Annotated in this window: 15 protein-coding genes; 8 read left to right on the top strand and 7 right to left on the bottom strand. The window is 62.6% G+C overall.

All coding sequences use genetic code 11. From position 1 onward, the window contains the following. Positions 1 to 3 precede the first annotated feature (3 nt). Both HOC_RS10700 and HOC_RS10695 read left to right on the top strand, forming a co-directional pair. Positions 4 to 591, top strand: coding sequence for a thymidine kinase (locus HOC_RS10700; RefSeq protein WP_035538338.1), 588 nt, complete (start codon positions 4 to 6; stop codon positions 589 to 591). 113 nt (positions 592 to 704) lie between these two features. Further along, entirely contained in the window at positions 705 to 1,751 is a 1,047-nt protein-coding gene (locus HOC_RS10695) for a phytase (RefSeq protein ID WP_035538336.1), read from the top strand. An 8-nt stretch (positions 1,752 to 1,759) separates the two neighbouring features. On the opposite strand, the gene HOC_RS10690 is transcribed toward HOC_RS10695, so the two are convergent. Genes HOC_RS10690 through HOC_RS10680 form a run of 3 tightly spaced genes read right to left on the bottom strand, consistent with a single transcriptional unit; the run spans position 1,760 to position 4,633 of the window. Next, entirely contained in the window at positions 1,760 to 2,350 is a 591-nt protein-coding gene (locus HOC_RS10690) for a hypothetical protein (RefSeq protein ID WP_035538334.1), read from the bottom strand. Next, a complete protein-coding gene (locus HOC_RS10685; protein ID WP_035538332.1) occupies positions 2,340 to 2,852 on the bottom strand; it encodes an MgtC/SapB family protein in 513 nt (170 codons plus the stop codon). The genes HOC_RS10690 and HOC_RS10685 overlap by 11 nt, the downstream gene beginning before the upstream one ends. A gap of 56 nt (positions 2,853 to 2,908) precedes the next feature. Then, a complete protein-coding gene (locus HOC_RS10680; RefSeq protein ID WP_084146257.1) occupies positions 2,909 to 4,633 on the bottom strand; it encodes an EAL domain-containing protein in 1,725 nt (574 codons plus the stop codon). A 269-nt stretch (positions 4,634 to 4,902) separates the two neighbouring features. Here HOC_RS10680 and HOC_RS21215 point away from each other — a divergent pair, with 269 nt between their 5' ends. From HOC_RS21215 to HOC_RS22165, 5 genes are all read left to right on the top strand, one after another. Further along, positions 4,903 to 5,472 (top strand): rhodanese-like domain-containing protein, encoded by a 570-nt coding sequence (locus HOC_RS21215; protein WP_051624764.1) that lies wholly within the window; start codon positions 4,903 to 4,905, stop codon positions 5,470 to 5,472. 89 nt (positions 5,473 to 5,561) lie between these two features. Then, complete coding sequence (locus HOC_RS10670; RefSeq protein WP_051624762.1) at positions 5,562 to 6,386, top strand: ferredoxin--NADP reductase; 825 nt, start codon at positions 5,562 to 5,564, stop codon at positions 6,384 to 6,386. A 117-nt stretch (positions 6,387 to 6,503) separates the two neighbouring features. Continuing rightward, positions 6,504 to 7,934, top strand: a complete 1,431-nt coding sequence (locus HOC_RS10665) for a D-arabinono-1,4-lactone oxidase (RefSeq protein WP_035538328.1) — start codon at positions 6,504 to 6,506, stop codon at positions 7,932 to 7,934. Positions 7,935 to 7,992: 58 nt separating this feature from the next. Further along, positions 7,993 to 9,207: an alanine racemase gene (locus HOC_RS10660; RefSeq protein WP_162174828.1), complete on the top strand. Its 1,215-nt coding sequence runs from the start codon at positions 7,993 to 7,995 to the stop codon at positions 9,205 to 9,207. A 101-nt stretch (positions 9,208 to 9,308) separates the two neighbouring features. After that, complete coding sequence (locus HOC_RS22165) at positions 9,309 to 9,782, top strand: c-type cytochrome (protein ID WP_156950459.1); 474 nt, start codon at positions 9,309 to 9,311, stop codon at positions 9,780 to 9,782. 223 nt (positions 9,783 to 10,005) lie between these two features. Here HOC_RS22165 and HOC_RS10650 read toward each other — a convergent pair whose 3' ends face one another. From HOC_RS10650 to HOC_RS10640, 3 genes are all read right to left on the bottom strand, one after another. Further along, positions 10,006 to 10,731 (bottom strand): hypothetical protein, encoded by a 726-nt coding sequence (locus HOC_RS10650; protein ID WP_035538323.1) that lies wholly within the window; start codon positions 10,729 to 10,731, stop codon positions 10,006 to 10,008. Between the two features lie 124 nt (positions 10,732 to 10,855). Beyond that, entirely contained in the window at positions 10,856 to 11,836 is a 981-nt protein-coding gene (locus HOC_RS10645; protein ID WP_084146256.1) for an alpha/beta fold hydrolase, read from the bottom strand. Between the two features lie 159 nt (positions 11,837 to 11,995). Next, the gene (locus tag HOC_RS10640) at positions 11,996 to 12,466 is read right to left on the bottom strand and encodes a MarR family winged helix-turn-helix transcriptional regulator (protein ID WP_035538322.1); all 471 of its coding nucleotides are present in this window, start codon (positions 12,464 to 12,466) and stop codon (positions 11,996 to 11,998) included. A gap of 89 nt (positions 12,467 to 12,555) precedes the next feature. Between HOC_RS10640 and HOC_RS10635 the strand changes: the two genes are divergently transcribed. Further along, a complete protein-coding gene (locus HOC_RS10635) occupies positions 12,556 to 12,930 on the top strand; it encodes a nuclear transport factor 2 family protein (RefSeq protein ID WP_035538319.1) in 375 nt (124 codons plus the stop codon). A gap of 33 nt (positions 12,931 to 12,963) precedes the next feature. Here HOC_RS10635 and HOC_RS10630 read toward each other — a convergent pair whose 3' ends face one another. Further along, entirely contained in the window at positions 12,964 to 13,611 is a 648-nt protein-coding gene (locus HOC_RS10630) for a redoxin family protein (RefSeq protein ID WP_035538317.1), read from the bottom strand. Between the last annotated feature and the right edge of the window lie 17 nt (positions 13,612 to 13,628).

Below are 13,628 nucleotides of genomic sequence, written 5' to 3'. Positions count from 1 at the left end.
ACCATGGCCAAGCTCTATTTCTCCTATGCGGCGATGAATGCCGGGAAGTCGACCATCCTGCTTCAGGCGGCGCACAATTACCGTGAGCGGGGCATGGATGTGCTGCTGCTGACCTCCGAACTCTATGGCGGCACCGAGGACGGGCATATTTCCTCACGCATCGGTATCAGTTCCGAAGCGACGCTCTATTCCGACAAGGTAGACCTCTTTGCGCTGATTCAGGACGTGATGGCCAAAGGGCGGCTGGATGCCATCTTTGTCGACGAGGCGCAGTTCCTCACCAAGGCGCAGGTCTGGCAGCTGGCGCGTGTGACCGACTATTTGCATGTGCCGGTTCTGACCTATGGGCTGCGCACGGACTTCCGGGGCGAACTGTTTGAGGGCTCGGCGGCCTTGCTGGCGATTGCCGACAATCTGCGCGAAATCCGCACGATCTGCGAATGCGGCAGCAAGGCCACGATGGTCGTGCGCATCGGGCCGGACGGCAAGGCGCTGACAGAGGGCGATCAGGTGTCAATCGAAAAGACGACTTATCTCTCCCTCTGCCGTCGCCATTGGGAAGAGCGGATGGGCCGTTTCCCCGTCGGCTGAGAACCGCTTATCCAGGGGCCGCGATGTCACGCAATCGTCGCAAATATGCGGCTGGTTGAGTAGCGCCATCACCGTTATAGCCGGGCACAAACCCGACCCTGATGGAGCCTGACATGTCCCCTGCCCGCCTCGTTCTTGCCTGCGCATCGGCGCTCGCCCTTGCTGCCTGCGCCAGCGTTCCGGCCTTCCCGACCGCTTCCGTCATGCCGCTTGCCGAGACCGGCCTTGTCGGTGCGACGGGCGACAGCGCGGACGATCCAGCCATCTGGGTCAGCCCGACCGATCCGGCGAAATCGCTGATCCTGGGCACCAACAAGCAGGAAGGTCTGGTCGTGTTCGCGCTCGACGGGTCTGAAGTCCAGCGCCTGCCACTCGGCCCGATCAACAATGTCGACGTGCGCCAGGACCTTGGCGGCCCCTTCGACCTCGCCGTGGCCAGCAATGACACGCAGGGCATTTCGGTCTTCTCGATCAAACGCACGACGGGCGAGATCGCCCATATCAACGACATCCAGACGGGCAAGACCGAGCCTTACGGCATCTGCCTAGGCGACGGTAATTCCAACCCGATTGCCGGCGTCACCTACAAGGATGGCACGGTTGAACTCTGGAAGATTGAGGGCGAAGCCGATGGCGTCACCGGCAAGCTGCTGCGCAGTGTGAAGCTGGCGACCCAGCTGGAAGGCTGCGTGTTTGACGAGGTCAATGGCCAGCTGGTGATCGGCGAGGAAGGTCACGGCATCTGGACGCTGGCCTATGAAGAGGCGGACTCCCAGCCGATCGAACTCGACACGATTGCCGCGGGTAATGGTCTCGTGGCCGATGTCGAGGGCGTCTCGATGTGGCGCGGCAAGGATGGCAAGGGCTGGATCGTTGCATCGGCGCAGGAAGCCAATCGCTATGTCGTGTACGAACGCCAGGCACCGCACACGCCGATGGGCGCTTTCATGCTGGTCGAAAACACTGAAGCAGGCGTTGACGGTGTTACCCACACTGACGGGCTCGACATCGTCTCGGCCGCCCTGCCTGGTTATCCGCGCGGCCTTCTGGCGGTGCAGGACGATGCCAACCCGCTGAAGGAACAGGACCAGAATTTCAAAATGGTGAGCTGGGCCGATGTGGAAGCGGCCCTCGGCCTGCCACTGCTCGACGCCGAGTAAGGGTCTACTCAAGCGAGAGCCCCGCCAAACAGCGCCGGATGGCGCAAGGCGGCGCCATAACTGAGATTCCTGGACAGGCCGAGCGAGAGCGCGGCCAGTTCATCCATCACTTGAGTGTCCGAGGCGCTTTCGAACGCCAGCGTCCATTGCGCGATACCGGCGCAGGTTGCTTCTGTCAGCTCGGCGCGCAGACCGCCTGCATCGCTCAGCCGGCGGACCTTTTCGACTGCACGGACCGGGGCGACGGCCCCCAGACGACGCAGCGCATCGGCGGGATTTGCGAGCGGCTCGTCGGCACAGTCCATATCAGGGAAGATGACAGCCAACATGGCCTGTTCGTCCGGCGTCAGCGGAAAGTCCGACGCCATCTGCACCTGCCAGATTTCCAGCGGGGCCTGCCAGCCTATGCAGGCCTTGATGTCGAAGCGACTGCCGCTTCGCAGCTTGATCAGCAGGTCGTCGCGGTGAGCGGCCGGGAAATAGATATCGGTCCGCCGGTTTGCGGGTGCCAGATTATAGCGCGTCTCGATATCCCGGCGCAGCGCGGACGTGAGTTCGGGCCAGCAGCGAAATTCGAAGCGCGTCGTTTCAGACGTCATTGTCAGGTTCCTCGCGGCCAAGGATCCGCCGCTTTCCCAGCAAACGGCTCTCGATGATACGGAAGGGCAAGAGGATGACAATGGCGAACACGGCGCCGATGACAGCGACCGTTAGATACCCTGCCCCGCATGCGAGACCGACTGCGCCAGCAAGCCACATGCCTGCCCCCGTCGTCAGACCTTTTACGGACCCACGCGCCTGAATGATCGTCCCGGCGGCGAGAAAGGCGACGCCTGCCGTGACCGCTTCCACTACGCGTATCGGATCGAACTGGGTGTGACGGTCTTCACCAGCCAGACTTGCCATCATCTCGATGGCGATGATGGCAAACATGGCGGCTGCCAGCGCCGTGAGCATGTGCGTTCGCAAGCCTGCCGGACGATCACGCACTTCCCTGTCGATGCCAATGGCAATGCCGAGCGCGCAGGCGGCTCCGAGTCGCAACGCAATGACACCCCAGGGCAGGCTCGTCTCGAAGGAAGTGATGAATACGTTTTCCATGCCGACAGGATGAACGCGTCAGCGCAGTGCTGGTTTCAGGCTCAGACCATACTCTGTCAGGCTGAACGCTGCATGATGCCAACGGGCGCTGGCGCGCGCAGCTCCGGCCGACCGATCAGGTAACCCTGCGCGAGGTCGCATCCCAGCTGCGCGATGAGATGGAGATTCTCGCGCGTCTCGATACCCTCGGTGCAGCTCTTGATGCCGAGCTCCTTGCAGAGCGCAATCGTGGCCTTGAGGATCGTCCCGCGCACGGTCTTGCCACCTTCCTGGGCAACGAAAGAGCGGTCGATCTTGATTTTGTCGATCGGCAGCTGGTCGATCAGCTTGAGTGAGGAATAGCCCGTGCCGAAATCGTCGAGCGCGACAGACACGCCCATGGCGCGCACCTTTGTAAGGATTTCCGTGCTGAGATCGAGATTGCTGAAATAGATATGCTCGGTGACTTCCAGCTCCAGGCGCCCCGGGTCGACATTGTGGCGTGTGAGCAGGCTGTCGAGCTTGTCGAGGAAATAGTCCGAACAGAGCTGGGTCGGCGAGATGTTCAGCGCGAGGAATGTCTCGCTGTCATCCATGCTTGCAACGGCCTTGTCTGCGAGCGACCAAAACAGCGGGTCAATCAGCCCGAGGCGCTCGGCAGCCTGGATGAACTGGCTGGGCATGGGATCGGACTGGAGACCACTTTGCGGCCAGCGGGCGAGCATTTCATGGCCGACAACGCGGCCGGTGCGAACATCCAGTATGGGCTGGAACGCCGGCTCGAAACGCTTGTTCGCCACAGCTGAGACGAGCGCGAGATCCACCATGTCGGCCTCGCGGCTGCCGATGTCGAGCACCCTGTTGAAGCGGGCAACGCCGCCGCCCTGCCCCTTGATCCGCAGCATGGACTTGTCGGCGGCATGCAGCATGGCCGCCTGCTCGAACGTGTCCATAAGGTGGATGGCATAGCCGATGGAGGCACCGACAAAGACTTGGCCGACAGCGGAATCGATGCCGCGGATTAGTTCTGCCTGTGTGTCCTCTAAAATCTGCTGGATCGCAGCAGACCCACCGGACGCCCGGACCACAAAGGCAAACTCGTCCCCGCCCAGCCGGGCCGCATGCGCCAGCGCCGCATTATTCGACAGGCGGTTTGATATCGCCTTGAGCACTTCATCGCCGACCGCATGGCCGTAACGGTCATTCAGGTGCTTGAACCGGTCGAGGTCGACAAAAGCGCAGGCAAAGGGAATGCCCCGCGCGATATGGGCATCGACCTCGCGGACAAAGGCGCGCCGGTTGAGGATTCCCGTGAGCGGGTCTTCATCGGCCAGAGACTTGATTTTCTCTTCGGCAACTTTGCGTTCGGCAATTTCAAGTGTCAGCTTTGCCAGCATGCTCGTATGGATCTTGTTCATGGCTTCGAACACGTGAAGGCCACTCATGATGCCGTAATAGCGGCCATGCTGATCGACGAGCACGAGGCCGTCGCGGATCGTCCTGTCGTCGGAAATATAGCGCCCGATGACATCCGCAATCCTGTCGCGGATGGAGGGAAAGTCCGCGCTGGACTTCATCAGGTCATGAATCTTCTTCTTTTCGTGCAGCGCATGGCCGAAGGGCGAGGCGAGCATTGTCTGGAAAGACAGGGAGGACACATAGCCGATCGGAACCTGCTGCGCGTCGATCACCGGGCATAGCGTCGCGTCGGGATACTGCCGGAAGAAAGCCGCCACATCATGGAAACCCATCTCCCGTGTCAGGGCAGGCGTTCTCTGGATAGGGGCCGACTCAAAATGCATACGGTATTCCTTGCTTAACGAGCCTTAGGCGGAATATGTATTTATTTCCTGAATCAAAACGCCAAATCTGTAGTAATTCATACAGAATGGCAAAATACAGCCCTGAGGTGTTTACCTTTACGTCCTGCGGCTGCGGACGGGGCTGCGACACAGCGTTGTTGAAACTGGCTGAAAGCGATTGCGGCGGCAATGCCACGGCGTCCTCCGCAATCCTGCCGTAATTGCGAGCAAGGATTCACAGGCAATGGGATACGCAAAGGAGATTTCCCGTGGGCGTGAAGCGCAATGCCATCCTGGGAATACTGACGATCGCCGCCTTTGTCGGCTGCGGCCTGCTGGCCAATGCCGAGGCGCAGGAGACACCTCAGCCAGCCGAAGCCCTGATTGACTATGACGGCTTTGTCGGCCTCAGCAGCGAACTCGCCGCCTATCGGCAGGCCCGCCTTGTGGACCTTAAGACATTCAACGCGATGAAGGCCGAGCCAGGCACGATCCTGCTGGATACGCGCAGCGCCGAGGCTTTCCACATGGGCCATATCGAGGGCGCCGTGAACGTCAATTTTTCCGATTTCACCGACGCGAAACTGGCCGCGGCGCTGGGCGACAAGACCACGCGCATCCTGATCTATTGCAACAACAATTTCAGCGACAATACGGCGCCAGTGATGCTGAAACGGATGGAGCTGGCGCTCAACGTGCCGACTTTCATCAACCTTTATGGCTATGGATATGAGAATATCTACGAGCTGAACGGCGCCCATTCGATCAAGGATGCCGATGTGCATTGGGTGTCCGACTGGCCGGAAATAGCCCTGGCCCCGACTGTTCAGCAAAACTAAACTGCCAATCTGACGCCTTGCTTTTGCAGGCCCGAGGGGTCATTTGCGGGCTGAACCTGTAATGCCGCCCCCTGTAAAGAGGCCTGCCCATGTCTGCTGATGCATCTGCCGCTGCTGCGACGCCTGCACCGAAAGTGAACCCGAATGCCCCGACCGAGGAGACTGTCCTCAGCGTCGAGCATTATACCGACCGGCTGTTCCGTTTCCGCATTACCCGCCCGCAGAGCTTCCGCTTCCGCACCGGGGAATTTGTGATGATCGGCTTGCCCAAGGAAGACGGCAAACCCCTGCTGCGCGCCTATTCCATCGCCTCCCCTGCCTGGGACGAGGAACTGGAATTCTATTCAATCAAGGTGCCCGACGGCCCGTTGACATCGCGCCTGCAATCAATCCAGCCAGGCGACAAGGTGCTGTTGGGCAAGAAGCCGACCGGCACGCTGGTGCTGGACGCGCTGACGCCCGGCAAGCGGCTCTACATGTTCTCCACCGGCACCGGCTTTGCGCCCTTCGCCAGCCTGATCCGCGACCCCGACACATATGAACGCTATGACGAAGTGATCGTGACGCATACGTGCCGCGACAATGGCGAACTGGCCTATTCGACAAACCTTGTGCGCGACATTGCCAATGACCCGCTGGTTGGCGAGATGTCGAACGGCAAGCTGAAGCTCTTCACCAGCTGCACGCGCACGCCGCACCCGACAATGGGGCGGATCACGACGCTGATCGAGACCGACAAATTGTTCGAGGCGCTCGGCGTGCCGAAGCTCGACCCGGCAACCGACCGGGCGATGATTTGCGGCTCGATGGAAATGATCCAGGACGTGAAGGCGCTGATGATCGCCAATGGCCTGACCGAAGGGTCCAATTCCGCGCCGGCCGAATTCGTGATCGAGAAAGCCTTCGCAGGCTGATCCCTGCCCTGCCGAATAGGCAAAGCGCTCTGCAAAAAAACTGACGCCTACGTCATCTATTGACAGCGGAGCCGATGCCCGTGTCCTATCCTCTTCGGAGGATCGGAGGGAGAGGGTATGCCGGTTTCGAGACGAACCATTTTGTTGGCAGGAGGCGCGGTTGCTGCAGGCAGCGCTGCGATTCCCGTCGAAAAGCACATAGCCTGGACCGGGCGTGATTTCACACGCCCCGACTATGAACCTGACTATCCGGAGGCGCCGGACGGCGAGGACAGCTGGATGAATTGGTCGGGCGTTCAGCGGGCGACGCCTGAGGCGATCAGCCTGCCCGCCAGCGAGGATGAGCTGAGCGAACTGATTGCCGGAACGACGTCCCGCATGCGCCCTTATGGGAGCGGCCATTCCTTTGTGGGCCTTGCGCCGAGTGAAGGCGTGATGGTGGATGTGAGCCGTCTGACGGGCCTGAAATCATTTGATGAACAGACAGGCCATGCCGTGTTCGGGGCGGGCACACGCCTGTTCCAGATGGCAACGGAGCTGGCCGAAGTGGGCCGGGCCCTGCCCAACCTGCCGGACATTGATGTGCAGACGCTGGCGGGCAGCTTTTCCACAGCGACGCATGGCACCGGCGAAACACTGACCGCGCTGCATGACCATATTGCCGGTTTCCGGCTGGTGACCGCCACGGGCGACGTGATGGATGTGACCGCGCAAAGCCATCCGGACCTGTTCGCCGCGGGGCGCGTGTCGCTTGGCGGGCTGGGTGTTATCTCGCAATACACGCTGAAGACCGTGCCGAGCTTCAACCTGCACCGGAAGCTGTGGGTGGAGCCGATCGACGAGCTGATCGCGCGGGCCGAAGAGCTGGCCGGGACGCACCGCAATTTCGAATTCTACTATTTCCCGCATACCGGCTATGGCGCGGCGATCAGCCATGACCTGCATGAGGGGCCTGTCACCGGGCGGGGCGATGATATTGACGACGAGACGCTGGACCAGCTGAAGATGCTGCGTAACCAGTTCGGGTGGGCGCCGTGGCTGCGGCGCAAGATTGTCGGCGCGGCGCTGCCCAAGGGCACGATCGAGGATTTCAGCGACAGTTCCTACAAGCTGCTGTCGACGACGCGGCCGACCAAGTTCAACGAGATGGAATACCATCTGCCCCGCGAGAATGGCATCAAGGGCCTGCGCGAAGTGATTGCCCAATTGGAGACGCACAAGGACGTTTTCTTCCCCTTGGAAGTGCGGTTCATTGCGCCGGATGAGGCCTGGCTGAGTCCGTTCAACGCGGGCCCGCGTATTTCGGTAGCGATCCATGCGGCGGTGGATGAGCGCTATGACTATTTCTTCTCGGAGATCGAACCGATCCACCGGGCGAATGGCGGGCGGCCGCACTGGGGCAAGCACCACTCGCTCGGCAAGGCGGAGCTTTCAGGCCTGTACCCGAAATTCGACGACTTCCTGGCGCTGCGGCGCGAGCTGGACCCGGCAGGCAAGTTCCTGAACCCGTATCTGGCCTACCTGTTTGGAGAGCCTTTCAATGATTGAATTTTCGCGCCGCAACGTAATTCTGGGCGGAGCGGCCCTGGTAGGAGTAACAGCCCTGATGATGAAACCCGGTGACAAGAGCGGCCCGCGTGACGCCTATTTCCTCGACGTGCAGAAGGCGCTGATTGCGGCGGGCATCGCGCAACCGACCATGGTAGTGGACAAGGCGCGGCTGAACGCAAACATCGACACGCTGAAAGGCTTCCTGCCAGCGGGCATGAACTATCGCATCGTCGCAAAGTCCCTGCCCTCGCTGGGGCTGATCCAGCACATTCGCGAGCGGACGGGCACGGACCGGTTGATGACTTTCAACCTGCCCATGCTGCTGGAAATTTCGCAGGCCATGCCGGAGGCAAACCAGCTGCTCGGCAAGCCCCTGCCCGTGGTGGCGGCGCGGCATTATTTCGAACAGCTGCCAGCGGACTATTCCGGCGCGGCGGACAATATTCAGTGGCTGGTCGATACGCCGGCGCGGCTGGCGCAATATGCAGAGCTTGCCGATCAGGTGGGCCGCGACCTGGCGATCAATATCGAGCTGGACGTGGGCCTGCACCGGGGCGGCATGGTTGCGGGCAGCGCGCTGAAAGGCATGCTGGAGGCGATCAAAGCCAATCCACGCCTCAGCTTTGCAGGCTTCATGGGATACGATCCGCACATTGCTTCGCTGCCGACGGCCATGGGCTGGCAGGCGCGGGCGATGAAGGGCGTGCGCACGGGCTATGCGGCGGCACTGGCGCAGGCGACCGAAGTGTTCGGCGCGGACGCCATGAAAGGCATCACGCGCAATGCGGCCGGCAGCCCGACCTACCGGACCTATCAGGATACGGAGATTGCCAGCGAAGTGTCGGCCGGCTCGTGCCTCGTCAAGCCGACGCATTTCGACACGACGCTGCTGGAGCCGCACGTGCCGGCGAGCTTCATTGCGACGCCGGTGATCAAGTCCATGCCGGTGACGCATATGCCGGGCCTGGAATTTGCCGATGGCGCGACCAAGGCCTGGAACCCGAACGCGTCGAAGACCGTGTTCATCTATGGCGGCAACTGGCTGGCCGATCCGGTCGACCCGCCGGGCCTTGCCTACAACAAGACATTCGGGCGCTCGTCCAACCAGGAAATGCTGAATGGCGGGCCGGAGCTGCAGATCGCCGCCGACGAATTCGTGTTCCTGCGCCCGCATCAGAGCGAAGCGGTGTTCCTGCAATTCGGGGATATTGCCGTCTATGAGGATGGCGCGATCACAGAGCGCTGGCCGGTGTTTGATTATTCGGCTTGAGGCTGCGGGCCGCAAATCAGGATATTCCAAATCCCGGGGAAATCATGTAGATTTCGCCTTGCGCCGCGACTGTGCGGCGCTAACGGGTGGGACCCATTTCCATGATAAAATCAGGCTTGGCGGGTGCACTGGCACTCGTGGGGTTGTCGGCGTGCACGCCGACCGAATCTGCAGCACCAGCAGCGCCTGCCGCTGAAGCCGCTGCGCCAGTAGAGGTGGCCGAGGTGCCGGTCGTTGAAGACCCGGTAGCGCGCGGGCAATACCTGGTGAGCATTACAGGGTGCCATGATTGTCATACGGCGATGACGCCGACCGGCCCGGACATGGGCCATGCGCTGCAGGGCGGACCGCTGCCTTTCGCCCCGCTGGCCGAGATGCCATGGGCGCCGGTTGCGCCATCGATTGCCGGGCTGCCCGAAGGCTGGACGGATGGCGAGTTCACAGCCTTCATGACTGGTGGCCCGCGGCCGAGCGGCGTGCCGGTGCTGCCACCGATGCCGCGCTATGCAATGTCGGATGCCGATGCGCAGGCCGTGACGGCCTATGTCGCCTCGCTGCCCCGCGCAGCCGAATAGGTAGGCGAGGCGTCGGTGATCGCTGAGCGCTGGCCGGTGTTTGACTATTCGGCTTGAGGACTGATTCAAGCACAATGCCCTTTATCCTCCCCCGCGCGCGGAGGAGGTGCCCCGAAGGGGCGGAGGGGGCATCTGCATAATATATCACACTCCCCCTCCGACTGGCCGCTACGCGTCCAGCCACCTCCCCCGTTTTACGGGGGAGGATAAGGGGGGCTGCGCGTCAGGACGAGTTCAGATTGTCCAGCTGGTAGATGGCTTCGTCGTGGAGTTGTTCGAGGGCGTCGCGTTCGTCCTTCGGGACGCGGCGGGCGCGGGCGGCTGGAGGGAGTGCGCCGAGCCTGTAGCGGCGTGTCGCGGGCTGAGCCCTGGCCCGCCGCAGGAGGTGGCGCCCCATGCGGGCAAGATGAGTGGCCGGATCCACGAAGACCTGATTCAGGGCGACGAGGCGGCGGATGAGCGGCTGGCTCGGCACAAGGTCTTCGGAGAGGACGGGATATTCCCAGGGCTCGGGTGGCGGCAATGGCTGGTCGAGGCGCAGGATGCGCGGACGCGGGCCGCCTTTGAGACGGCGGGGTGGCGGCGTGCTTGCCGACCGGCCTGTGCTTTCGGCAAGCCGGAAAGCAGGCAGTGTAAGGCAGCGGCGTGATTTGGGCGCAGATGTGTGCGCGCTTGCGGGCTGTTTCCGGCGGGCAGCGACGGGGGACCGGGCGACGCCGTAATTCGACAGCCCCTTCTCCAGAACCATCAGCACGAGCAGGCGACGCGTCAGGGCCTCGAAGCGGGCAAGGTCTGCCGCGAGGCGGGCGCGCACGGGGCGCAGCAGGAAGGGCTTGCAAGGCAGCAAGCCAAGGCCGAGCGCGCGCACCATTTGATGCACGAGATAATCGGCCCGGCGCCAGGCAAGCACGACAAGGGACTGGAAAGGATCGAGCGGCGTGAGAGACATGCGCCAAGCCTCTCACGGGTTTCAGCCCGGTCGGAGAGACGGCGTGTTTTCCCGGCGCGATTCACCGTGCGGCGGGCGATGCGGGCAAGGCTTTCCCGTGGAAAGCCCGCGTGATTTCCGGCGCTTATACGCTGCGGTGGGGCTCTGAATGGTCCCATTCAGCGAGCAGCGTGCGCAGGGCCGAGACGAAGGCGAGCGGCTGGTCGAGCATGACATGGTGGCGCGCATGCGGGATCGATATGAACGGCACCTGATGGCCGAGCAGCTTGCGCATATAGGCGCCGACATCATCGGGCATCAGCGCACTTTCCTCGCCGCGAATGATGGCGATGCGGCACTTGGCAGCCTTCAGCATGTCGCCGGGCGCGTCGTTCGGCTCGAAATGGGTCCAGATCGAGGGATCGAACTTCCACGTCCAGCCGCCATCGGCCTTCTTGAGGCTCCAGCGGGCGATATAGTCCATGGCGTAATGGTTGTCGCAGATCTGCGGCGGCGCGAGGCGGAAGCGGCCAAGCGCGCTGGCGAGATCATCATAGACCTTGTTGGGGCGACCGGAGCGCGGCGGACCCTGATGGGGCCGTTCCGGGGGATTCACGGGGCTGTCGACGATGACCATGCCGGTGAAGCGGTCGCCATGTTCGGCGCCGGTGACGAGGGTGACGAAGCCGCCGAAGGAATGGGCGACGATGATGGGCTTTACGTCCGCATCGAAGAGGCCTGCATCCTCGGCGACGGCGACTTCCTCTTCGGCGAAGGTCGCCATGTCGTATTTCTCGCGCCACTCGCTGTCGCCCATGCCGGAGAAGGTGAGCGCGGCGACATTGTAATGCTGGGCGAAATAGGGCGCGATGAAGTCCCACCAGTGCGCATGGGCGCCGTTGCCGTGCACGAGGAGCAGGCCGGGCCGTCCGCGCTGGCCCCAGCGCTGGTAGCGGACCTTGGCGCCTTTGACGTCAACGAAATGGGTCTCGTAGGGCGTTGCGACGGCGTCCTGGAACCAGGCGGGCGATGGCGGCAGGTTGCCGTGATATTCGAGCAGCGGGCCGCCTTCGGAGGGCATTTCCGCCGGCTGGTCGCGGACGATACTGTCGGATCCTGAACTCATGGCCTGCCCCTCTTTTTAGACATACCTGTCATAAATGGGAGGGGGGTGAAGGCAAGCCTGACGCAGGGGATGGGCACAAGAGGGGCTCATCCTGAGCGAAGTCGGAGGACGGGCCCGTACGGCAAGAACAGGAAGCCCACGCTCGTCCTTCGACTTCGCTCAGGATGAGCGTTCCGGGCCGGGCGAGGCTTCGGCGCCTGCGACCCGATCAAGGTTTGCGATCAGGCGCGTCAGCAGGGTTACGAGCAGACCTGCCTCCTCGTCCGTGAAGTCGCGCAGCACGTCATCATTTCCCTGCAGCAGGACGGCAACGGCGTCCGGCAGGCGTGCTTCTGCGCGCTCTGTCAGCGTGATGAGGCTGCTGCGTCCATCGGCCGGGTCAGGCGTGCGCCGGATCAGCCCGTCGCGCTCCATGCGGGCGAGCATCTGGGCCATTGGCGGCTGTTCGACCCGCGCAAAGCGGGCGAGATCGCGTTGCGTGCTGGCACGGCCATCCTGGAGCGCGACCAGCACGGGCAGGTGCCCCACGCCGAAGCCAAGCGGCTTGAGCCGCGCTTCGCTGAGGCGGGCGAAACCGCGCGCCGCCAGACTGATCAGGTGCCCCGGCGTCGAAAGCACATTCATGTCCATCGCAAATCACCCCTTGCACCTATCCAGTCTCAAATATATACGTGCATATGTATTCGATACAATACCCAAACTCTGCAAGGAGCGACGCGATGGAAGATGACATCAAAACCGTTGAACGCATGTATGTCAGCTTCAACGCACGCGACATTGACGGCGTTCTGGCCGTGCTGACCGATGATGTTGCCTGGGCCAACGGGATGGATGGCGGACATGTTCATGGCCGCGAGGCCGTGCGCGAATACTGGACGCGCCAGTGGACCATGGTCAGTCCGCACGTCGAGCCTTTGGGCTTTCAGCGAATGGCGGATGGCGCGATCCTCGCGGAGGTCCGCCAATCCGTCCGTGATCTCGAGGGCAAGCCGCTAGAGGGGCAGACGCACGGGCTGAAGGACAAGACGGTCGGACACGTCTTCCATTTTCGGGACGGCAGGGTGGCCGGGTTCGACATCGCGGAAGCTGTCTAAGGCCCGGCCAATTTGGCGCCGGACCGCTGAGGCCTATTCGTACTTCACAGAGCAGCCATAGGGCTTGGAGCTGGCAACCGTGACGGGCTCGTCGGCGGCCACGCGGGTGAGGGCGGCCCGGACGTAATTGGTGGCCGTGTCGATATCGTCGACGCGGGCGGAGGGTTTGGAATCGATGGCACCTTCATAGGCCAGCGTGCCGTCAGCCTTGATTACAAACATGTGGGGCGTCGTCTTGGCGCCGTAGAGGCGGCCGATGTCGCCGGACGGGTCGAGGATGACGTGAGCCGGGGCGGCGCTGCGGCTGGAGGTCAGGGCATTGGCCTCATTGCCGGAAACATGGCCCTGCTTGCCTGGGGCCGAGGAGATGACCGAGAGCCAGACAACGTCATCGGCGGCAGCTTCGGTCTGCAGCGTCTGCATGTTCGAGGGCGGCGTTGTATAATGCTTCTGGACGAAGGGGCAGCCATCATTGGTCCATTCGAGGACGACCGTCTTGCCGGCGAAATCAGCGAGGGAGACGCTCTGGCCTTCGGAATCAAGACCGATAAAGGCCGGCGCCGGTTCGCCGGGCGCCACGAGCGGGCTGGCATTGGCCGTCGAGGCGATAAGGGCGCCAGCTGTCAGTGCGACAGCGGCGGCCATGCCTGCGGCGAGGGAAAAGTTGCGGCGGCTGAACATGGGCAGTCTCCTTGGTA

It is taken from the genome of Hyphomonas oceanitis SCH89, from assembly GCF_000685295.1.
GTDB classification, from domain to species: domain Bacteria; phylum Pseudomonadota; class Alphaproteobacteria; order Caulobacterales; family Hyphomonadaceae; genus Hyphomonas; species Hyphomonas oceanitis.
The sequence above is the reverse complement of the archived record's forward strand: the minus strand, read 5'-3'. Positions and strand labels throughout refer to the sequence as shown.